This window comes from Bradyrhizobium lablabi (genome assembly GCF_018129385.1).
Lineage (GTDB): Bacteria > Pseudomonadota > Alphaproteobacteria > Rhizobiales > Xanthobacteraceae > Bradyrhizobium > Bradyrhizobium lablabi_C.
Genome location: NZ_JAFCLN010000004.1, coordinates 108,400 through 127,872, shown reverse-complemented (window position 1 = coordinate 127,872; position 19,473 = coordinate 108,400). Strand labels below are relative to the sequence as shown.

At 61.6% G+C, this 19,473-nt stretch carries 18 protein-coding genes; 9 read left to right on the top strand and 9 right to left on the bottom strand.

Features of this window, described 5'->3' with window-relative positions:
- Window positions 1-111 precede the first annotated feature (111 nt).
- Together JQ628_RS10160 and JQ628_RS10155 are read left to right on the top strand one after the other, a co-directional pair.
- Window positions 112-1,032, top strand: a complete 921-nt coding sequence (locus JQ628_RS10160; protein ID WP_212222406.1) for an alpha/beta fold hydrolase — start codon at window positions 112-114, stop codon at window positions 1,030-1,032.
- 181 nt (window positions 1,033-1,213) lie between these two features.
- Window positions 1,214-1,987, top strand: a complete 774-nt coding sequence (locus JQ628_RS10155; protein ID WP_212222405.1) for a transporter substrate-binding domain-containing protein — start codon at window positions 1,214-1,216, stop codon at window positions 1,985-1,987.
- Window positions 1,988-2,101: 114 nt separating this feature from the next.
- Here the strand turns inward: JQ628_RS10155 and JQ628_RS10150 are convergent, their stop codons facing one another.
- From JQ628_RS10150 to JQ628_RS10130, 5 genes are all read right to left on the bottom strand, one after another.
- Window positions 2,102-2,998, bottom strand: coding sequence for an amidohydrolase family protein (locus JQ628_RS10150; protein WP_212222404.1), 897 nt, complete (start codon window positions 2,996-2,998; stop codon window positions 2,102-2,104).
- A gap of 13 nt (window positions 2,999-3,011) precedes the next feature.
- Window positions 3,012-4,277 carry a TRAP transporter large permease gene (locus JQ628_RS10145; RefSeq protein WP_212222403.1) on the bottom strand — a complete coding sequence of 422 codons (1,266 nt, stop codon included), beginning with the start codon at window positions 4,275-4,277 and terminating at the stop codon, window positions 3,012-3,014.
- 1 nt (window position 4,278) lies between these two features.
- Window positions 4,279-4,785: a TRAP transporter small permease gene (locus tag JQ628_RS10140; protein ID WP_212222402.1), complete on the bottom strand. Its 507-nt coding sequence runs from the start codon at window positions 4,783-4,785 to the stop codon at window positions 4,279-4,281.
- Window positions 4,782-5,780 carry a TRAP transporter substrate-binding protein gene (locus JQ628_RS10135; protein ID WP_212222401.1) on the bottom strand — a complete coding sequence of 333 codons (999 nt, stop codon included), beginning with the start codon at window positions 5,778-5,780 and terminating at the stop codon, window positions 4,782-4,784. The genes JQ628_RS10140 and JQ628_RS10135 overlap by 4 nt, the downstream gene beginning before the upstream one ends.
- Window positions 5,781-5,841: 61 nt before the next feature.
- The gene (locus JQ628_RS10130) at window positions 5,842-6,819 is read right to left on the bottom strand and encodes a TRAP transporter substrate-binding protein (protein ID WP_212222400.1); all 978 of its coding nucleotides are present in this window, start codon (window positions 6,817-6,819) and stop codon (window positions 5,842-5,844) included.
- Window positions 6,820-6,858: 39 nt separating this feature from the next.
- Between JQ628_RS10130 and JQ628_RS10125 the strand changes: the two genes are divergently transcribed.
- A complete protein-coding gene (locus tag JQ628_RS10125; protein ID WP_212222399.1) occupies window positions 6,859-7,623 on the top strand; it encodes a GntR family transcriptional regulator in 765 nt (254 codons plus the stop codon).
- A 53-nt stretch (window positions 7,624-7,676) separates the two neighbouring features.
- On the opposite strand, the gene JQ628_RS10120 is transcribed toward JQ628_RS10125, so the two are convergent.
- From JQ628_RS10120 to JQ628_RS10110, 3 genes are all read right to left on the bottom strand, one after another.
- Complete coding sequence (locus JQ628_RS10120; protein ID WP_212222398.1) at window positions 7,677-8,873, bottom strand: MFS transporter; 1,197 nt, start codon at window positions 8,871-8,873, stop codon at window positions 7,677-7,679.
- A 136-nt stretch (window positions 8,874-9,009) separates the two neighbouring features.
- Complete coding sequence (locus JQ628_RS10115) at window positions 9,010-9,327, bottom strand: hypothetical protein (protein ID WP_212222397.1); 318 nt, start codon at window positions 9,325-9,327, stop codon at window positions 9,010-9,012.
- Window positions 9,328-9,596: 269 nt separating this feature from the next.
- Window positions 9,597-11,180 carry a porin gene (locus JQ628_RS10110; RefSeq protein ID WP_212222396.1) on the bottom strand — a complete coding sequence of 528 codons (1,584 nt, stop codon included), beginning with the start codon at window positions 11,178-11,180 and terminating at the stop codon, window positions 9,597-9,599.
- Between the two features lie 241 nt (window positions 11,181-11,421).
- Between JQ628_RS10110 and JQ628_RS10105 the strand changes: the two genes are divergently transcribed.
- Complete coding sequence (locus tag JQ628_RS10105; RefSeq protein ID WP_212222395.1) at window positions 11,422-12,420, top strand: ABC transporter substrate-binding protein; 999 nt, start codon at window positions 11,422-11,424, stop codon at window positions 12,418-12,420.
- A gap of 75 nt (window positions 12,421-12,495) precedes the next feature.
- Here the strand turns inward: JQ628_RS10105 and JQ628_RS10100 are convergent, their stop codons facing one another.
- Window positions 12,496-13,368: an NAD(P)-dependent oxidoreductase gene (locus JQ628_RS10100; protein WP_212222394.1), complete on the bottom strand. Its 873-nt coding sequence runs from the start codon at window positions 13,366-13,368 to the stop codon at window positions 12,496-12,498.
- Between the two features lie 169 nt (window positions 13,369-13,537).
- Between JQ628_RS10100 and JQ628_RS10095 the strand changes: the two genes are divergently transcribed.
- The 5 genes from JQ628_RS10095 to JQ628_RS10075 all read left to right on the top strand — a co-directional run bounded on the left by JQ628_RS10095 (window position 13,538) and on the right by JQ628_RS10075 (window position 19,378).
- On the top strand, window positions 13,538-13,975 hold the full coding sequence (locus JQ628_RS10095) for a VOC family protein (protein ID WP_212222393.1): 438 nt from the start codon (window positions 13,538-13,540) through the stop codon (window positions 13,973-13,975).
- 151 nt (window positions 13,976-14,126) lie between these two features.
- Complete coding sequence (locus JQ628_RS10090) at window positions 14,127-15,260, top strand: Mrp/NBP35 family ATP-binding protein (protein ID WP_212222392.1); 1,134 nt, start codon at window positions 14,127-14,129, stop codon at window positions 15,258-15,260.
- Window positions 15,261-15,442: 182 nt separating this feature from the next.
- Window positions 15,443-16,531, top strand: coding sequence for a TRAP transporter substrate-binding protein (locus tag JQ628_RS10085; RefSeq protein WP_212222391.1), 1,089 nt, complete (start codon window positions 15,443-15,445; stop codon window positions 16,529-16,531).
- A 696-nt stretch (window positions 16,532-17,227) separates the two neighbouring features.
- The gene (locus JQ628_RS10080; protein WP_212222390.1) at window positions 17,228-17,839 is read left to right on the top strand and encodes a TIGR00730 family Rossman fold protein; all 612 of its coding nucleotides are present in this window, start codon (window positions 17,228-17,230) and stop codon (window positions 17,837-17,839) included.
- Window positions 17,840-18,286: 447 nt separating this feature from the next.
- The gene (locus JQ628_RS10075) at window positions 18,287-19,378 is read left to right on the top strand and encodes a TRAP transporter substrate-binding protein (RefSeq protein WP_212222389.1); all 1,092 of its coding nucleotides are present in this window, start codon (window positions 18,287-18,289) and stop codon (window positions 19,376-19,378) included.
- Window positions 19,379-19,473 lie beyond the last annotated feature (95 nt).

Sequence of the window (19,473 nt, the reverse complement as noted above, 5' to 3'; positions counted from 1 at the left end):
CGTCCGGGCGATCAACGTCCCTTATCAAAACGGTTATGCAACCTTAAGGTATTCATATTGGACGTTCGCGCCCTGACCGCGTATGCTCCTCTTCGCAAGAGGAGGCGTCCAATGTTCGGATTTGCTTTGACCCGTCGTCGCTCTGCGTCGGCCATTGTCGGCGCGCTCGTTTTGAGCAGCGCGCTCGGCACCATGGCCGCGGCCGACGAGGTCAAGCGAATTTCCGCCAACGGAGCTGAATTCGCCTATGTCGAAGCGGGCAAGGGTGAACCCGTCATATTCGTTCACGGCGGGCTTCAGGACTACAGGATGTGGTCGCAACAGCTTGCCAAGTTCAGCGGCAGCTATAGCGCGATCGCGTACAGCCGCCGCAATCATTACCCGAACGAGGCAAGCCCGGACGGCATGCCTGATGGCGCTGCCGACGCCCATGGCGAGGATCTGGCGGCCTTTGTGCGGGCACTCGGCTTCTCGAAGGTGCGGGTGGTGGCGCATTCGTCGGGAGCGCATGCCGCGCTTTTCTTTGCCGCTTCGCATCCCGAAATGGTGGTCAGCCTCGCGCTCAACGAGCCGCCCGCCACCGGATTGCTGACCGGCGTGCCCAACGTTGCGGATACGCTGAAAGAGTGGGGCAACAGACAGGCGCCGGCAAGGGAAGCGGTCAAGGCTGGCGACGCCAAGGCCAGCATTCCTCTTTTCGTCGATGCCGTCGGCGGGCCGGGCGCTTACGAGCGCCGTTCCGATGCGGAAAAGAAAATGAACCTCGACAATCTGGCTTCGTACCAGGCCGATGTGACGACGAAGCGTCCAAGGCCCGTCTTCACCTGCGAGATGGCCAAAGCAATCACGGCACCGACCTTGCTGTCCAGCGGAGAGCGGAGCCCGAAATTCTTTTATCTGATCACGGACCAGCTAGAGAGCTGCCTGCCCAGGCGCGAGAGAATTGTCATTTCCGGAAGCTCGCACACCGTATCTTCGGAACAGCCTGAAGCCTATAACCAGGCCGTTCTTTCGTTTCTGGGCAAACATTAAAGCTACGGCTCGCCATATCGGCGACATTGCGGATGTCGTTGATGCCTTCCTATATCCGGAGTCGGCCGGCGGCGTGACGGGAGAAATTCGTCGCGTCGACGAGGCCCATGCCGCCGGCCACCGCTTCACGCGGGGCGGGTCTCGCAGACCACACCATGAAAAAAGCGGACCTTGAAGCAAGATGTTTCGTATCCCGGTCGGCGTGATCGCCGCGTTGAGCATCTCCGTTTGCGCGCAGGCGCAGCAACCCTCCCGTCTCGACGAGATCGTCAGCCGCGGCACCCTGCGGGTCGGCATGACCGGCGACTACCGCCCGTTCACCCATCTCGACGAGACGGCGCAGAAGTTCAGCGGTTTTGACGTCGACATGGCGGAAGCGCTGGGCAGGGCGCTCGGCGTCAGGGTCGCGTTCGTGAAGACGGGATGGCCGCAACTGACGCAGGACTTTGAGGCCGACAAGTTTGACGTCGCGATGGGCGGCATCTCCATTACGCTCGACCGGCAGAAGAGGGGCCTGTTCTCGGCGCCGGTCATGCGCGAAGGCAAGACCCCGATCGCGCGGTGCGCCGACAAGGACAGGTATTCCACCCTTGCCGATATCGACAGGCCGGGCACGCGCGTTATCGTCAATCCCGGCGGCACCAACGAGCGCTTTGCCCGTGCCCATGTCAAAGCGGCCGAGATCAGGGTATATGGCGACAACCGCACGATCTTCGATGAAATCGCCAAGGGCGATGCCGACGTCATGATGACGGACGCCTCGGAGACGCGCTACCAGCAGAAACTTCATCCGGGCGTGCTTTGCGCCGTGCATCCGGACCAGCCGTTCGACTTTGCAGAGAAGGCCTATTGGCTACAGCGCGATGTGGCGCTGAAGGCCTTCGTCGATCAGTGGCTGCACATCGCGATGAACGACGGCAGCTTTGCAAGGATCTATGCCGCCTGGTTCCAGTAGGTGCGCAGGTATCAATCTGTTGACCTCAGTTCGGTCCAGTGGAAGCGCGGACGATTGGCGCTTCCTCTCGTGGCCGCGCCATGACGCCAACTCCGTTAGCGGTCATTCGCGCTTTCATTTTGTCTCGGTGAGACGATAAAGTCTCGCGGCGGTATCGTGCAATACTGCGCGCCGATCGCTCTCGGGGACTGATGTCAGCGCCGATTTGATGGCGCTCACGATCGACGCATAGTCGGTCCACAGCTTTTCGATCGGGAAATTCGATCCCCAAACGCAGCGGTTTGCACCGAACAGTTCCAGTGTTTCGCCGACAATATCGGCGATGTGCTGGGCGTCGTTACGGCGGATGAAAGTGCCGAGCCCGGAAAACTTGGTGTGCATGTTCGGCTGATCGGCCAGCCGCCGCATGCCTTCGCGCCACGCCCGCCGGCCTTCCGCCGAGCGGTCCTCGGGCATGCCGGCATGCTCCAGCACCAGCGTGATGCCGGGAAAGGCTTTCGCCAACGCGCTGCCGTCGGCCATCTGGGAGGTGAACACCTGCAATTCGAACAGCCAGCCGCGCTCTTCCAGCAAGGCGAAATTCCTGCGGAATGCCGCGGTGTTCATCTGGTCCGGCGCAGGTGCAAACCGGTACTGCTCGTTGGTGTGCCAGTGCAATTGCTGGCGCACGCCGCGCATCAGCGGAGATTTCGCCTGCGCTTCCATCACCTGCGGCGCCTGCTCGCTCTGGAAATCGACGTAGGAGACGATGGCGTGCGGCCAGCCGGCGCGGTCGGCATTGGCCTGAACCCATTCGACTTCCCTGATTTCCTGTCCCTTGCCCCAGTTGGTCTGCACATAAACCGACTTCACCACACCGGTGCCCGCGATGTCGGAAAGAAATTCCTCCACCGGATAGTCGCGCTTGAGCGCATCATAGGCGCCGAATATCCTCGGCACCGTCGGTCCTTGCAGCCAGGGCTGGTCGGCCTGCCGCCAGATGTGGTGGTGTGCGTCGATGATCGGTTCCATCGTCAATTCCTCATCAAAGCAGCAGCAGCGTGATCGCCGGGAAGATCGTCAGCAGGATCAGCGTCGCCATCAAGGCGAACACGAAGGGAAATGCGCCCGCCACCACTTCCTGCATCGTCGTTCCGGAAATGCCGGTGATAACGAACAGGTTCAACCCGACCGGCGGGGTGATCGCTGCAATCTCGATATTGAGCGTCAGGATGATCGCGAAATGGATCAGGTTGATGTCGAGCGCCTTCACCGTCGGCAGCAGCAATGGCGTCACCACCGTCAGCAGCGTGAAGCCGTCGAGGAAGCAGCCGAGAACCAGCAGCACGGCATTGACCAGGAACAGGAACAGCAGCGGCGACAGATTGAGATGCGTAATCGCGTTGACGATGGCATCGGGAATGCCGGCCAACGTTGCCACCATACCGACGAACAACGCGCCCGACAGGATGAACAGGATCGCGCCGGTGGACCGCGCGCTGTCGATGAAAATGCCGGGCAGATCAGCGAGGCGGATCGTCCGGTAGACGAACATGCCGATCAGCAGCCCGTATACCGCAGACACCGCGGCGGCCTCCGTCGGCGTGAATACGCCGAGATAAATGCCGCCGAGCACGATCGCCGGCATCAGGAGCGCCGGACCTGCCAGCACGAAGGCTCGCCAGACCGCCAGCAGCGAGAACGGTTCGGTTGATTTGCCGTATCCATGACGCCTTGCGATGGCAAAGGCCACGATGCCGATCGCGGTCGCCGCCACGATGCCGGGCACCACGCCGGCAACGAACAGGTCCTTGACCGACTGCTGCGCCATCTCGGCGTAGATCACGAACGTCACGCTGGGCGGGATCAGAATGCCGAGCGTGCCGCCGGCCGCCATCAGGCCGGCGGTGAAGGGACGGGGGTATCCCAGCGAACCCATCACCGGAATCATGACGCGCCCGAGCGCTGCCGCCGAGGCGACCGACGAGCCGGTCATGGCGCCAAAGATCGCCGAAGCGCCGCTGGCGCCGATCGAGGCGCCGCCGGAGACGCTGCCGACCAGGGTTTGCATCAGGTCGAACAGGTATTTGGCAAAGCCGGAACGCAGCATGATGTTGCCGGCCAGGATGAAGAACGGGATGGCGAGCAGCACGAAACTGTCGAGGCCCGAGAACATCGACTGCGCGACCTGGGTAAACGAGGTCACCTTGAAGATCGCGACGGCGGCAAGACCGGTGAGCCACAGCGCGAACGCCACCGGCAGCCCTAGTGCGAGCATCACCAGCAGGCTGGCTATCAACATAAACGCCATGTCAGGCCTCCGCGCTGGCGACCGGCTTGTCGGGACGGACCCCGATCAAGCGCAGCACGAGCCGCAAGCTGATGAGGGCAAAACCGATCGGAATGACCGATTGCGCCGCCCACAGCGGGAAGGGAAGATTGGAATGGGCGAAGGAAATGCCGAACAGCGCCGATTCCTGCACATAGCGCGCGCCTAGTACGGTGGCGGTCACCGCGAAGCCGAGACAGAGAAGGTCGCAAATTCTTTCGACGATCTGTCGCGGTCCAGGTCCAAGCCGGTCGATGAACAATTCGACCCGCACATTGGCGCCGTCGCGCGTCAGTCCGATCGCGCTGATATATGTCATCGCGATCAGCAGCACCCGGGAGAGTTCGTCGGTCCACAGGTTGGATTGACCGAACAGACCGCGCACGGTCAATTCATAGACGACGACGCCGAGCACCGCGGCGAGTACCAGCCCCGCAATGCCGTCTTCGATACGCGCCAGGACGGCGCTAGCCCGCCGGATCCCGTTCATTTGGAATAGCTCTGGAGGCGCGAAAGCAGGTCGGGGCCGATCTGCGCTTCGAATTGTTTCCAAACCGGTTTGGTCGCTTCTATCCAGGCCGCGCGTTCCTCAGGCGTCTGCACGTGAACGTTGACGCCGGCCGCCTTCATGCCCTCGATCGCCTTGTCGGATTCGCTCTGCGCGCGCACCCGGTGGCGAATGGCGACTTCCTTGGCGGTATCTTCGATGATCGTGCGCAGATCGGCGGGCACACTGGCCCACCATTTGGCGTTCACCATCCAGGGATAGAACGCGACGTAGTAGGTCGCATAAGTGACGTGCTTGATGCTTTCGTTCCACTTGTAGATCAGGAAATTATCGGTGGGCACGTTGAGGCCGTCGATCACGCCCTGCTGAATCGCCGGCGACAATTCGACGAAATTCAGCGACACCGGCGTCGCGCCCAGGCTTTGCAGCATGGCCAGATTGACCCGGCCCAGTCCGCGCATCTTCAGGCCGGCCATGTCGCGCGGATTGCGCAGCGGCGTATTCTTGGTGCCCGGCACAAGGTAGTCGAACGGCAGCACGGTGATCAGCTTGGCGCCTTTGCCTTCCACTTCGCTATAAGCTTCCTGGAAGAAGCCGCCATCGATCGCCTTGTAGAACGATGCCGCGGTGGGGAACGCGTAAGGCAGTTCCGACACCGCCAGCCGCGGCGAGAGCGAGCTCCAATAGGCTGATATCAGCGTGGTCATTTCGGCATCGCCGCGCAGCAGCGCCTGAAGCAAATCGAGTCCCTTATAAAGGTTGCCCGACGGGAACAGCTTGACCTCGACCCGGCCTTTGCTGCGCTCCTCGACCAGCTTCTTGAATTCCTGGTTGGCGAGGCCGGGCGTGATGTCGAGCGAGTACTCGATCGGAAAGCGGATGGTGACCTCGGCGGCGCCGGCCGGCGCGGGCGCGGTCAGCCACGCCGCGAGCACGGTGCAGGACACCGCGCATGCGGCGACGATACGATTGAGCATGATGATGGACCCCCTTTGATTGAGATTTGGCTGGCGAAGCGTGAGTCGCCCGGATCGAGCTTTACTTGCTGTAGCTGCGGACGCGCGCGATCAGTTCCTTGCCGACCTGCGGTTCGAATTGCTGCCACACCGGCAGGGTGGCTTCGATCCAGGCCTTGCGCTCTTCCGGCGTCTGCACGTGTGTCTCGACGCCGCCTGCCTTCAGTCCCGCCAGCGCGCGTTCGGTCTCCGCCTCTGAGCGGGCGCGGTGCAAGCGCGCCACTTCGATGGCGGTGTCGTGAATAGTCTTGCGAAGGTCGGGCGCCAGGGCGTTCCACCACTTCGCGTTCACCATCCACGGGTAATAGCCGATATAGGCCGGCGCATACGTCACGTGTTTCACGGACTCGTGCCACTTGTAGGCAAGCATGATGTCGATCGGTGCGTTGAGTCCGTCGATCACGCCTTGCTGTAGCGCCGGCGATAGCTCGACCAGATTGAGCGACACCGCGGAAGCGCCCAATGCCTGCAACATCGCCGAGTTGGTGCGGCCGAGGCCACGCATCTTCAGGCCGGCCATGTCGCGCGGATTGCGCAGCGGCTTGGTGCGGGTACCGAAGCCGAAATGATCGTAGGGCATGATCGTGATGGCCTTGGCGCCCTTGGCCTCGACCTCGTCGTAGAGGCTGTTGATGAAGGCGGCGTCGTCGATCGCGCGATAGAACGCGGCACGCTCCGGGAAAGCGTAGGGCAGTTCGAACACCGCGACCTTGGGCGACAGCGCGGTCCAGTAGGCGGAAGTCAGCGTCGACATTTCGGCGTCGCCGCGCAGGATCGCCTGCACCAGGTCGAGCCCCTTATAAAGACTGCCCGATGGGAACAGCTTGACCTCGACGCGGCCGTTGGTCCGCTCCTCGATCAGCTTCTTGAAGTCCTGGTTGGAAAGCCCCGGCGCGATATCGATCGCGTATTCGACCGGGAAACGGATGGTCACCTCGGCAGCGCGGGCCGGTACCAGACCGATTCCAAGCGCAATCACGCACCCCAACGCCCTCCACATGTATTGAGCTCCCCATGCAATTTTTAGTTTGCCTGTTGGTTGAACATTTATCATTGTATGTTCGCAGATAGTCAATATCTTCGAAAATCTTGGCTCCTTCGAAAACGCATTTCTCCCATGTTCGGATCGACGCAGCACCCAATTTCCGAAGGTAGTCGCGGCGCGGAAGCGTGGCGGATCCTGCGCGAAGCGATCTTCACCGGACGATTCCAGCCGGGTGCGCCGTTGCGTTTTCATGAAATGCAGGCGCTATGCGGGATGAGCGTCTCGCCGGTGCGCGAAGCCCTCGCTCGGCTGGTGACTGAAGGCCTGGTTGTGACCGAGCACAATCGCGGCTACCGCGTCGCCCCGCTGTCGCGCCACGAGCTCGAGGATTTGGTCCGCACCCGTATCAGGATCGAAGGTTGGGCTATCGAGCGCGCCATCGCGCTGGGTGACGAATTGTGGGAAGCCCGGATCATGTCCAGCCTGCACGTGCTGACCCGGTTGCCGCGCCGCCGCGCGGGCGAGCCGCGGCTGATGAACGAGGAATGGGAACGGCGCCACAAGGATTTCCACGAGGCCCTGATAGCGGCCTGCGACTCCGCAAGCTTGCTACAGATTTGCCGCGCGTTGAGCGCTCGCGCCGACCGATACCGCCACATCTCGCTGGCGATCGAAACCGGACCGCGTGACATCGATGCCGAGCACGAAGCGATCGCAAAAGCCGCGCTGGCTCACGACGTGCCGGCGGCGCAACAGGCGCTCGGCGCGCATTATGAAAAAATGGTCCGTTACATACCACTGCACGTCGGAGTGGATTGACGGATACGGCGATGGCCAACCTGTGGGCGTCGGTGGGATGAGCCGCGCTTTACTCAGATATCCTTCCACCAGCGCCAGGTTGCGGCCAGGGCCAAGAGGCCGAGGACGCCGGTCACGGCGGTGGCGTTGTGAGGCCCGATGCGCTCTGCGAGCCAACCCAGCCACAGGAAGCCGATCGGCCCTGTGCCGATGCAGACGGTCAGCACGCCGAGCAGACGCGAACGCATGTCCGGCGGCGCGGCAAGATAGACCAGCGTAGCCTGCATCGCACCAAACCCGGCGTTACCCAGCCCGGTCAGCAACAACGCCGCACCTGCCAGCGCCGGGCTTTGCACCAGCGCAAAAACGACCACCATGATCAGATAGAGGATGACACTGCCCACATAAGCCCGGCCGTAATATTTCGGGATCAACCATAGGGCTATCAGCAGCGCGCCTCCGAACGCGCCGATCCCGTCCATGGTTGCCAGCACGCCCACGCCCTCGGGGCCCAGATGCAGGCGGTCGCGTCCGATGACGGGGATCATGCCGGTGAAGGGCCAGCCGAAGATATTGAAGATGACCGTCACAAGCAGCACACCGATGATCCGTTTGTCGGTGCGTACCAGGGCCAGCCCTTCGGCGATCCGTGCCAGTACCGCGGCGGATTCCGCCGCGTGAGCATGGCGTGGGCGGACGGTCACGACCGCCCATAGCGCCGTGCAATACATCAACGCGCTCAGGATGAACACGCCTTGAATGCCCGTCCCGGCGAGCAGGAATCCGCCGATGACGGGGCCGACCATGCGGCTTGCGTTGACGGCACCGACGTCGAACGACATCGCACGGCCCATCTGTTCGCGGCCGACGACCTCGCCGATCATCACGCGGCGCACCGGATTATCGGTGCACCAGCCGCACCCGTTGATGAAGCTGGCGAGCGCGAGATGCCAGACCTCGAGTTGCCCGGTCCGGTCGAGCAGCGCGAGGACAACGGAGGTGCCGCTCATGACAAGCACCATGACGAGCAGGGTCAGGCGGCGATCGACGCGTTCCGCAAGCGCGCCGAGAAAAATCCCGAACAGCCCCATCGGAAGCAAACGGAGCATGGTCATCATCGAAACCAGAAACGCCGAATCGGTGCGCTGGTAGACCAGGATCCCGACCGCGATGGTTTCCACCCAACGTACCGTGGCGACGATCAGGCCGACATACCACAGGCGCCAGAAGTCCGGGGTCTCGACCATCCGCCGGAACGGCGAGTTGCTCACGCGATCGCTTCCTCTCCGGGGGCGGCTTACCCCTTATACTTGCGCCGCTGCATGCTCACGGGTTGGACAAGTCTTTCCCGCCGAACGAAGGAGTTATGAGCATGAACCTTTGAGGAGTCTATATCGGAGCGATGGTTCAACCCGCCTGTACCGCTTTCCTGAGCAACAGAGCATGCGACGCAGCAATTGTGATGGAGAAAAGCAGCAAGCCCAGTTCGACGCCATGCACTTTGGAGGGAGCGTATGTTGATAGCGCCCAGATCAGTAGCCGGACGGCAAGGGCGAACGCCACCATCCCCCAAAGCCCGACCGCTTTCGATGCGTGCCACGTTGGCTGGCCGTCCAAGCCCCATTGCATCGCGATCCGGTCGCTTCTGATGCGCGGCCCAAAATACAAATTGCACGCCACCAGAAGAGCGACGACTGGCCAAAAAATGAGATCGGTACTCAACATGCGTGCGTTCTCTAAGGGCCGCGTAACCGATCCGTCTTAGCCCCGGGCAGGTTAAGGGATATCTCAACAATTCCGTCAGACTTGAACCGCTTGAGGTGCGAACCGGCTCATGGCGGCGTCCGCTTCGGAACTGAAGCGGACAAGGTCCGATCAGCCAGCGGCAGCGGCCATTCGCACCGCTCCAGCCGTGCCATCACGCTGGAGGTGCCTCAGCGCTTGCTGCCCATCTTCTCGCCTTCGGCGCAGGACCCGTCGAGCAGCCAGGCGTTTCAAAAATTGCGTTGAACGCGAACGTTGAGATAGGCCGTATTCTGGTTCTTGTACTCGTAGACAGTCGCAGGCTTTGGCGCCGCCGCAGGCAAAACCGAAGTGCCCGTGAACTTCTGATCAAGCGCAACGAATTGCACCTCGCCCGAGAACGTCAGGTTCTTGACGGGAGTCCAGCGCGTAACGAAGCCTGCCTGGTAGACATTGAAGTTCGGGTTGCAGCGAAAATCGGCAGATTTGGTCGCCAAGCCGCCGGTGCTGGCGATGTAGCTCGTGCAGTACTGGCCCATCGCAGTGGTGATGTCGGATGCGTTGCCGGCGTACCGAACAGCCGAAGCGCTGCCGAACAGGCTGCTGGACCAGAATGGATTCCAATTGTGATTGAACGCGCCACGGAGGCCATAGGAGGTTGTCAGCTTGAGATCGCCGGTGCCGCCGGCGAAGGCGGGAAGAAAAACGGCATCTGTGGTGGCGCCAAAGCCAATGCTCTGATAGGCGCCGGCACGGCTTGAGCCGCCAAACATCGCGAAGCTCGGCGAGGAAGTGCTCGTCGAAATCACGTTCTTGGTGATTCCTCGTGCATACGATGCCTCGATCTTGAAGTCGTCGTTGGCACCGGTCGGGATGTTCTTGATCTGTAGCGCTGCCATCGCCGAACCGCCCCACTTTGCGTCGGGATGTCCGCTGGTCTCCGACGAGTTGGTCGGCGATGCACTGAAGGCAAGGGCGTTGTAAGAGGCGGCGACCTCGTGGGCCGCAACCGAGAATTGCACCAGTCCCCAGGCCTGGTCCACGCGAATCCTGCCGACGACGTCCGGAGCCCGCGTGCCGGCGTAGGCATTTGCACCGAGGCCAACCGCATTCGTGCCGGTCGACAGGTTGAAGAGAACGGTACGGTTGAACACGGTCGGGTCATCAAGGCCGACACTGCCGGTCACGCCGTTGCCGAACTGGGCTGTGTACTGGATGTTGTTCACGCCCGTGACGGTGTCATGTCCGCCCATCAGATACGACGTGTTGTTGCCGGGATAGCCATGCCACGGCGTTGCATAGGCCGACGCCGACTTGCCGATCGTGAAACCTGCGAACTGGATAAATACCGGGTCCACGGGAACGTAGCCGCCGCCGGCGTTGGACAACAGGCCTGAATTCAAGCCGAACGGAGTACCAAACGAAGTGGTCGTCAGTGCAGTTGGGTTGGCCGTGCTGAAATTATTGAACTGCAGATCGAACTGGCCGAAGGCGCGGAGCAGGCCGTAGGGCGTGTCGGTTCGCGTATCAACAGTCACTCCCAGACGGGAGCGACCGACGAAGTAGTCGAAATACCGATTGCCCTGGCCGAGGTCGCCGGACCATGCCGGTAAACCGTAAACGTTGCCATTGAACGTGGTGTCGATGCGCAGGAAGCCGCCAAGCTTGATACAGGTGTCCGTATCCGGGATGTAAAAGAAGCCGGCTCCATATTGGGAGCAAATCTTCAAATATTGAGCTGACCTGGCCTTGACCGGAAGGTCCGCCGCAAGCGCGCCTGATACGACAGACAACGTCATCGCTGCGCCGGCGAAGGCGCATCTGAGAATGTTCATGGTGCCCCCACCTGCCCAAACCCTCTCGATATTGGGGCAGGTCACGTCGGCTACCGCAACGTCCGTTTGCTACCAAGGGAGCGATCGGCTAAGTTGTGTGATATTCGAGCCACAGGTGAAACCGCTGGGGCTCAAGCCCAAGAATTCGATTCCAAGAGAATTTGATTCCAAGAATTTGATTGCGACACCGTCGAACCGCGACTGGAAAATTGGTTAGGCCTTGTTGGGGCAGGGGGACCAAATGAAGCGACGCGATTTCTTGCTAGCCACGGCGATATGGTTGCCTTCGCTGCGATACGCCGAGGCGCAGCAATCCACTCCGAAGAAGCGTATCGCCGTCGTAATGGCATCGACGAAGGTCGAGGATGTGAAGCGCGATCCGCTGGCTCGGCTGTTCGATGCAGAGTTAAGGCGGACCGGTCTCATCGAAGGAGAGAATGTCATCATCGACCGCTATTCCGCAGAGGGACGGTCCGACCGTTATGAATCCCTTGCGCGCGAGGTGGTCGCTACCAATCCGGACCTGATCTGGACTGGAGGTACGCCGATGACGCTCAGGCTCAAGGCCGCAACGAACACAATTCCGGTCGTGACGATGACGGGAGACCCAATTCGCTTTGGTATTGTCTCCAACCTGGCACGGCCCGGAGGCAATATTACGGGTGTCAGTGTCGACGCGGGTGTTGAGGTCTGGGGCAAGCGTCTTGAGCTGCTCGGCCACGCGGTCCCCGGCTTGAAGCGGGTTGCATTTGTTTCGACGCGAGGTGGCTGGACTGGTCCCGGCGGACGCGCCACCGAGGATGCCGCGCCGAAGCTGGGGATTTCATTGACGTCGGTGCTTTTGAACAATCCTTACAATGAGGCCGAGTATCGACGCGTGCTCGGCTCCGTGCAGAGAGAGCAATTCGATGGAGTGATGATTTCAGATGAGAATGAGCACATTCCTCATCGGGTGCTTATGGCTCAGCTCATCCAGCAAAATCGGCTTCCCGCCATGTATAACTTCCGCGATCAGGCCGAGGCTGGCGGTCTGATGTCGTACTCCTGGGATGTCAAAGCCGCCATTCGAAGGAATGCCGAGCAGATGGCTGAGATCGTCTTGCGCGGGGCCAATCCTGCCGAGATGCCGTATTTCCAGGAGAAGACCTTTGAGTTGGTGATCAACCTGAAGGCGGCAAAAGAGCTCGGCATCGAGGTTCCTGCGGGACTTGTCGCCGGCGCGGACGCTGTCATCGAGTAGCGGGGTTGCTTGGTTGGTTGTCCGCTTCGGAAATGAAGCGGACAAGGTCCGATAAACCGACCGCAGCGGCCATCCTCACCGCTCGAGCCGCGCCATCAGGCTGGAGGTGTCCCAGCGCTTGCCGCCCATCTTCTCGACCTCGGCATAGAACTGATCGACCAGCGCCGTGACCGGCAGGTTGGCGCCGTTGCGGCGGGCCTCCGCGATGCAGATCGAAAGATCCTTGCGCATCCATTCCACTGCAAAGCCGAAATCGAACTTTCCTTCGTTCATCGCCTTGTAGCGGTTGTCCATCTGCCAGGACTGCGCCGCGCCCTTCGAGATGGTGTCGACCACCGCGCTGACATCGAGGCCTGACTTCTTCGCGAAGTGAAGGCCTTCGGAAAGGCCCTGCACCAGACCCGCGATGCAGATCTGGTTGACCATTTTCGTGAGCTGCCCGGCGCCGGCCGGGCCGAGCCGCTTGCACATCCGCGCATAGGCAGAGTTGATGATCGGCTCCGCCGCGGCATAGGCGTCCTCGTTGCCGCCGCACATGACCGTCAGCACGCCGTTCTCGGCGCCGGCCTGGCCGCCCGATACCGGCGCATCGACGAACCTGAAGCCGCCCTTGGCAGCGGCCGCGTCGAGTTCGCGCGCGATTTCGGCGGAGGCGGTGGTGTGATCGACGAATACGGCGCCCTTCTTCATGCCGGCGAACGCGCCGTCGGGGCCAATTGTCACGGCCCGCAGGTCGTTGTCGTTGCCGACGCAGCACATCACAAAGTCCTGGCCCTCCGCGGCGGCCTTCGGCGTTGCCGCGGTCTTGCCGCCGAACTTGTCCGCCCATTCCTTCGCCTTTGCCGCGGTGCGGTTGTAGACGGTCACTTCATGGCCGCCCTTTTTCACGAGGTGCCCCGCCATCGGAAAACCCATCACGCCGAGACCGAGAAAAGCGACTTTTGCCATGTTGCTACCTGGAGGTTTGGCCAGCGGCCGCAGGTCGGGGCCGGGCGGTTCTTGAAGGAGCCGCACCATAACCGCTGCGCAGGGGAGGGCAACGCCTTCGTTTGGCCGAAACCGCCGGTTTCGTGCTAGGATTGGCCACCTAATAACCAAACAAACTGGGAGAGTTCGCATGGGCGTGAGCGTGGGTGTGCTCGATCACTTCAATATCCGGACCCGGAACCTGGCCGAGACGGTCCGCTTCTATGAAGACATTCTCGGCCTCGAGAAGGGCCCGCGGCCGAACTTCGCGTTCCCCGGCGCCTGGATGTACAGCGAGGGCAAGGCCGTCGTGCATCTCGTCGATATTTCGCAGACCGCCGAGCAGCAAAAGCCGGATTCCGGCGTTGTCCATCATGTCGCCTTCGCCTCGACCGGCTTCGACGGCATGAAGAAGCGCCTCCAGTCGAAGAGCATGAAGTTCGATTCCCGTCAGGTGCCGGGCGGCGACCTCTGGCAAATCTTCGTCGACGACCCAAATGGCGTGATGATCGAGCTGAACTATGAGGCCGCCAAGGAAGGCGGCGCGGTCGCGCCCGTCGAGACGCGCGAGGATATGGGCGCGCGCTAGAATTTTGTGCGCGGCCGCTTTATAGGCGCCTCCATAGCGTTTTCAAGCGAAGTGGACCCCGGTTCGCGTTAAGAAAACGCGTCAATAAAGAAGTGGCCATGCGGGGTTCTGATGTCTATCAGAACCCCGCATGGCTTCAGGAGATACGCCTATGAGCGTGACGCAGCAGCAGGTTCTGGATGCCCTTGGCAGGGTGATGTCGCCGCGCGGCGTCGCGTTGCCCCACGCCAATGTGTTGTCGGCGATCACGGTTGCCGACGGCAAGGTGTTCTTCTCCATCAATGTCGATGCCGCCGAGGCGAGAGCCTGGGAGAGCGTGCGTGCGCAGGCCGAGGCCGCCGTGCGCGGCATTCCCGGCGTTACGACGGCCATGATCGCGCTCACCGCCGAGCGCAAGCCGGGCAGTTCTCCCCCGCCGCCGCAACCGCATCGCCACAGCCATGGCGTGCAGCCGGCAGCCTCGCATCGGCCGCCACAGGGTGGCCCGTCGCCGATGGCGAGGCAGTCGGAAATTCCAGGTATCGCCGCCGTGATCGCGGTGGCCTCGGGGAAGGGCGGCGTCGGCAAGTCGACCACCGCGCTCAATCTGGCGCTGGGCCTGCGCGATCTCGGCCTGCGCGTCGGCCTGCTCGATGCCGATATCTACGGTCCCTCGGTGCCGCGGCTGACCGGCATCAAGAAGAAGCCCGAGCTCAACGACGACAAGAAGATGATCCCGATCGAGCGTTTTGGCCTCGCCATCATGTCGATCGGATTCCTCGTCGAGGAAGAGACCGCGATGATCTGGCGCGGGCCGATGGTGATGTCGGCGATCACGCAGATGCTGCGCGACGTTGCCTGGGGCACGCTCGATGTGCTTGTTGTCGACATGCCGCCGGGCACCGGCGATGCGCAGCTCACGCTGGCGCAGAACGTGCCGCTCAAGGGCGCGATCATCATCTCGACGCCGCAGGATCTGTCGCTGATCGACGCGCGGCGGGGCCTTGCGATGTTCCGCAAGGTCAATGTGCCTGTGCTCGGCATTGTCGAGAACATGAGCTATTTCCAGTGCCCGCATTGCGGCACGCGCTCGGATATCTTTGGCCATGGCGGCGCCCGCCACGAGGCGGAAAAGCTGGGCGTTCCTTTCCTCGGCGAGGTCCCGCTGCACATGGATATCCGTACCACGTCGGACGCCGGCACCCCCGTCGTCGACAGCGAACCGGACGGTCCCCATGCGGCGATCTTCCGCGCCATCGGGCAGAAAGTCCGTGAGCAACTTCAAGGCGTTATCGCCGCCGCCTGAGGCCGTTCCGAAACCGGATGCGACTTTGGTTTAAGCAGGGCATTCATGCCTTTGTCGCGTTTCCGGCTGGCCGCTTCCGTGTTAAAGCGCCCCCCGCTAAAGCGCCCCGGATCAATGTGGATTCGCCCTGCCGGAGGAGCGCTGACGGCAATCTGGGAAAACGCCCCCACCAAGGAGAAGATATGAAGCGTCGTGATTTCTTGAAAGTTTCAGCGGCTGGTGCTGCCGCAACAGCCGTTGCCTCGCCGGCCATTGCGCAGTCCTCGCCCGAGGTGAAGTGGCGCCTGACGTCGAGCTTCCCGAAGTCGCTTGATACCATCTATGGCGGCGGCGAGCAGGTGGCGAAGTACGTCGCCGAAATGACCGATAACAAATTCCAGATCCAGGTGTTCGCGGCCGGCGAAGTCGTGCCGGGCCTACAAGCGCTCGATGCGACCTCGAACAACACCGTCGAGATGTGCCACACCGTCGCGTATTATTACGTCGGCAAGGACCCGACCTTTGCGATCTTCGCGTCGGTGCCGTTCGGCCTCAATGCGCGCCAGCAGAACTCCTGGTGGTACCAGGGCGGCGGCGAGCAGCTCGGCAACGACTTCTTCAAGAAGCACGGCGTGATCGGCTTCCCCGCCGGCAACACCGGCACGCAGATGGGCGGCTGGTTCCGCAAGGAGATCAAGACCGTTGCCGATCTCTCGGGATTGAAGATGCGCATCGGCGGCATCGCCGGCCAGGTGCTTCAGAAGGTCGGCGTCGTCCCGCAGCAGCTCGCCGGCGGTGACATCTATCCGGCGCTGGAAAAGGGCACCATCGACGCAGCCGAGTGGGTCGGCCCCTATGACGACGAGAAGCTCGGCTTCGCCAAGGTCGCCAAGTACTACTACTATCCCGGCTTCTGGGAAGGCGGCCCGATGGTCCACGCCTTCGCCAACCTCGAGAAGTTCAACGCGCTGCCGAAGAACTATCAGGCGATCCTGACCAATGCCTGCGCGCACACCAACACCTGGATGACCGCGCGCTATGACATGCAGAACCCGACCGCGCTCAAGCGGCTGGTTGCCGGTGGCACGCAGCTCCGCCCCTTCACCAACGAAGTGCTCGAAGCCTGCCTGAAGTCGACCAACGAGCTGTGGTCGGAAATCTCCGGCAAGAACCCCGACTTCAAGAAGACCATCGAGGCGATGCAGGCCTACCGCTCCGACCAGTATCTGTGGTGGCAGGTCGCCGAATACACCAACGACAGCTTCATGATCCGCTCGCGCACGCGCGGCTGATCTGACAGCGGCCGACTAACACACAAGTCGCAAGGCAAAGCCCGGTCTCCGTTCGCGGAGGCTGGGCTTTTCGTTGAGGTCAGGTCCAAAGCGGACCAGGCGGTTCGGCGTCACCCGTTCCAGAAATCAGTCCACCCGTCTTGTGAGATCAACCGCCTCCGAAGGTGGACGGGTCATGAGTTCTGATCGCTTCCGGAGGTAAGGGCGGATAGCCCGGAAACTTGTAGCAGGTTGGGGGGACGCACGTACCTTCGGTGGGCTGAATGGTGACATGGTGGCTGGTGCGCAAGTGACGCATCGTTTTCGCGTTGGCAGAAGCCCACAACGTGATCAACAGGGCGAGGGCTAAAGCGGACCGCATCCTGATCACTCCGTATCGAACAAGCGCCAATGATGTGCACACGAGCGGCCATGTTCCCAAGGTGTAGCGGCTTCACGGCCGATCAAATGGGCGGGATCGTGGGATACGCCAGGATGCGAGAGAGGATGCCGTCGAAGCTCGTCGCGCGTGACGCCCTGGCATGTCGGCTACTTGGCGCCAGCCGGGGGAAGGTGGCTGATTTCGGCTTGTCAGCCTCTGGTACTTTTGAAGTCAGCTCTGGCCTTTGGCCCGCTATGTCCGCTGAAACCCAAGCGGACTCCGGCGAGCCAAGAACAAGCTTGACGCAATGCCCGTCCATCGGGTCTATCCCCGACATGAGCAAGATCAAAGCAGTCTGCGTTTATTGCGGTTCCTCGCCCGGTCATGACGTTGCTTACGTTGAGGCAGGCGAACGATTGGGACGCGCTCTTGCTGCATCGGGATTAACGCTGATCTACGGCGGCGGAACCCATGGTGTGATGGGCGCGGTAGCTCACGGCACACTGAAGAACGGCGGCAAGGTCGGCGCGATTATTCCGAGATTTCTCACAAACTGGGAAACGACGACTGATGCGCTCAAGATGTTCGAAGACTTGACGATCACAGACACCATGCACGAGCGCAAGCACAGAATGTTCGAGCGTTCTGATGCCTTCGTGGCGCTTCCGGGTGGTATCGGTACCGTCGAAGAAATCGTGGAAGTCATGACGTGGGCCCAGCTTGGGCAGCACCGTAAGCCGATAGTTTTGGTGAACATCAAAGGTTTTTGGGCGCCTATGATGGCAATGCTGGACCACATACGCAGCGCAGGTTTCCTTCATAGAGACCACTTGCTTCAACCCATTGTCGTTGATCGTACCGACGACGTAATCCCTGCGATTGTCGCTGCCGCTGCTAATGATCGCGCATCCGAAGACGGTGTTTCGTCGATCATCGACAAGATGTAGATTTGTGCGTCTCAGGTATAATGAGGCGGGGTGCGGTTGGCTTCTGATGTTGGCCCATTGCGGTCTTGCCACCGGTAGTCTGTCGTCCGCTATCGGGGGGCATCGGACATGCCGTCCCGCGCCGAAGGATGTCTGCAATTGCCCGAACCGGACATGCACCGCTCTACTTTTAACGTCCGGTTAGAGTCCGATAACCGGCGTTCTTAGACACCAGACTGACGGGCCACCCGGCTTCGGCCCAAAGCCGACGTCAGCGACAGTCGTCGCGGAGGCCGGGCTTTTTCGTCGCATCTGCCCGTTTTCGGGATGGAATTCCCTGGCCGCTTGTTCCATGCTGCCGGCCAAGCCTCGGAAAGAAGGCCATCGCGTGATCCGCGAAGGGCCGGCATCGGCTTTCCGAACGGATCATGCCCGACAGACACAACACAACAACAAGGGCAGGATTCCATGAAGCGCAGAGATTTTCTCAAAGTTACGGGTATTGGAGCCGCAGGCGCAGCCACCACGCTCGCCGCGCCGGCGATCGCGCAGTCGATGCCGGAGATCAAATGGCGGCTGACCGCAAGCTGGCCGAAATCGCTCGACACGCTCTGGGGCGGCGTCGAGGTGATGGCAAAGCTCGTTGCCGAAGCCACCGACAACAAATTCCAGCTCCAGACGTTTGCCGGCGGCGAAATCGTCCCCGGCTTGCAGGTGCTCGATGCCGTGCAGAACGGCACCGTCGAAATGGGCCACACCGCGTCCTACTATTACTTCGGCAAGGACCCGACCTTTGCGTTCGGCACGGCGGTGCCGTTCGGACCGAACCAGCGCCTCAACCAGGCCTGGTATATGCAAGGCGGCGGCCGGCAGGCTCTGAACGATTTCTACAAGAGCTACAACGTCACCTCATTCCTCGCCGGCAATACCGGCTGCCAGATGGGCGGCTGGTTCCGCAAGGAGATCAAGACCGTCGAGGATCTGAACGGCTTGAAGATGCGCATCGGCGGCTTTGCCGGAAAGGTCATGCAAAAGCTCGGCGTGGTGCCGCAGCAGCTTGCCGGCGGCGACATCTATCCCGCGCTGGAAAAGGGCACGATCGATGCCGCCGAATGGGTTGGCCCCTATGACGACGAAAAGCTCGGCTTCAACAAGGTCGCGCCGCATTATTACTTCCCGGGCTGGTGGGAAGGCGGCCCGATGCTGCTCGCTCTCGTCAATCTCGACAAATGGAATTCACTGCCGAAGAACTATCAGAGCATCCTCGAGCAGGCCGGCCAGACCGCCAATAGCTGGATGATAGCGAAGTACGACCAGCTCAATCCGCCGTCGATGAAGAAGCTGCTCGCCGGCGGCACCAAGCTGCACGCCTTCTCGCCGCCGATCATGCAGGCCTGCCTGAAGGCGACCAGGGAAATCTACGCAGAGACCTCGGCCGGCAATGCGAACTTCAAGAAGGTGCTGGATTCGCTGCAAAGCTTCACGGCGAACGGCTACCAGTGGTGGCAGGTCGCCGAACTCGGCTACGACAGCTTCATGGCGCGCAACGCGCAGGGCTGATGCGGCGCCCGTAGCAACCGGCAAAGCAGTGCTAACGAAAGCCCGGGCTCCGTCGCGGAGGCCGGGCTTTTTTGAGCTACCCTATAAGGTCCAAA

What these genes read in the sequence shown, in the direction of transcription:
- JQ628_RS10085 (WP_212222391.1), top strand. Translation starts at nt 15,443, where the DNA reads ATGAAGCGTCGTGATTTCTTGAAAGTTTCAGCGGCTGGTGCTGCCGCA.
- JQ628_RS10145 (WP_212222403.1), bottom strand. Translation starts at nt 4,277, where the DNA reads ATGGCGTTTATGTTGATAGCCAGCCTGCTGGTGATGCTCGCACTAGGG.
- JQ628_RS10095 (WP_212222393.1), top strand. Translation starts at nt 13,538, where the DNA reads ATGGGCGTGAGCGTGGGTGTGCTCGATCACTTCAATATCCGGACCCGG.
- JQ628_RS10130 (WP_212222400.1), bottom strand. Translation starts at nt 6,819, where the DNA reads ATGTGGAGGGCGTTGGGGTGCGTGATTGCGCTTGGAATCGGTCTGGTA.
- JQ628_RS10100 (WP_212222394.1), bottom strand. Translation starts at nt 13,368, where the DNA reads ATGGCAAAAGTCGCTTTTCTCGGTCTCGGCGTGATGGGTTTTCCGATG.
- JQ628_RS10090 (WP_212222392.1), top strand. Translation starts at nt 14,127, where the DNA reads ATGAGCGTGACGCAGCAGCAGGTTCTGGATGCCCTTGGCAGGGTGATG.
- JQ628_RS10150 (WP_212222404.1), bottom strand. Translation starts at nt 2,998, where the DNA reads ATGGAACCGATCATCGACGCACACCACCACATCTGGCGGCAGGCCGAC.
- JQ628_RS10105 (WP_212222395.1), top strand. Translation starts at nt 11,422, where the DNA reads ATGAAGCGACGCGATTTCTTGCTAGCCACGGCGATATGGTTGCCTTCG.
- JQ628_RS10075 (WP_212222389.1), top strand. Translation starts at nt 18,287, where the DNA reads ATGAAGCGCAGAGATTTTCTCAAAGTTACGGGTATTGGAGCCGCAGGC.
- JQ628_RS10135 (WP_212222401.1), bottom strand. Translation starts at nt 5,780, where the DNA reads ATGCTCAATCGTATCGTCGCCGCATGCGCGGTGTCCTGCACCGTGCTC.
- JQ628_RS10155 (WP_212222405.1), top strand. Translation starts at nt 1,214, where the DNA reads ATGTTTCGTATCCCGGTCGGCGTGATCGCCGCGTTGAGCATCTCCGTT.
- JQ628_RS10080 (WP_212222390.1), top strand. Translation starts at nt 17,228, where the DNA reads ATGAGCAAGATCAAAGCAGTCTGCGTTTATTGCGGTTCCTCGCCCGGT.
- JQ628_RS10140 (WP_212222402.1), bottom strand. Translation starts at nt 4,785, where the DNA reads ATGAACGGGATCCGGCGGGCTAGCGCCGTCCTGGCGCGTATCGAAGAC.
- JQ628_RS10160 (WP_212222406.1), top strand. Translation starts at nt 112, where the DNA reads ATGTTCGGATTTGCTTTGACCCGTCGTCGCTCTGCGTCGGCCATTGTC.
- JQ628_RS10115 (WP_212222397.1), bottom strand. Translation starts at nt 9,327, where the DNA reads ATGTTGAGTACCGATCTCATTTTTTGGCCAGTCGTCGCTCTTCTGGTG.
- JQ628_RS10110 (WP_212222396.1), bottom strand. Translation starts at nt 11,180, where the DNA reads ATGAACATTCTCAGATGCGCCTTCGCCGGCGCAGCGATGACGTTGTCT.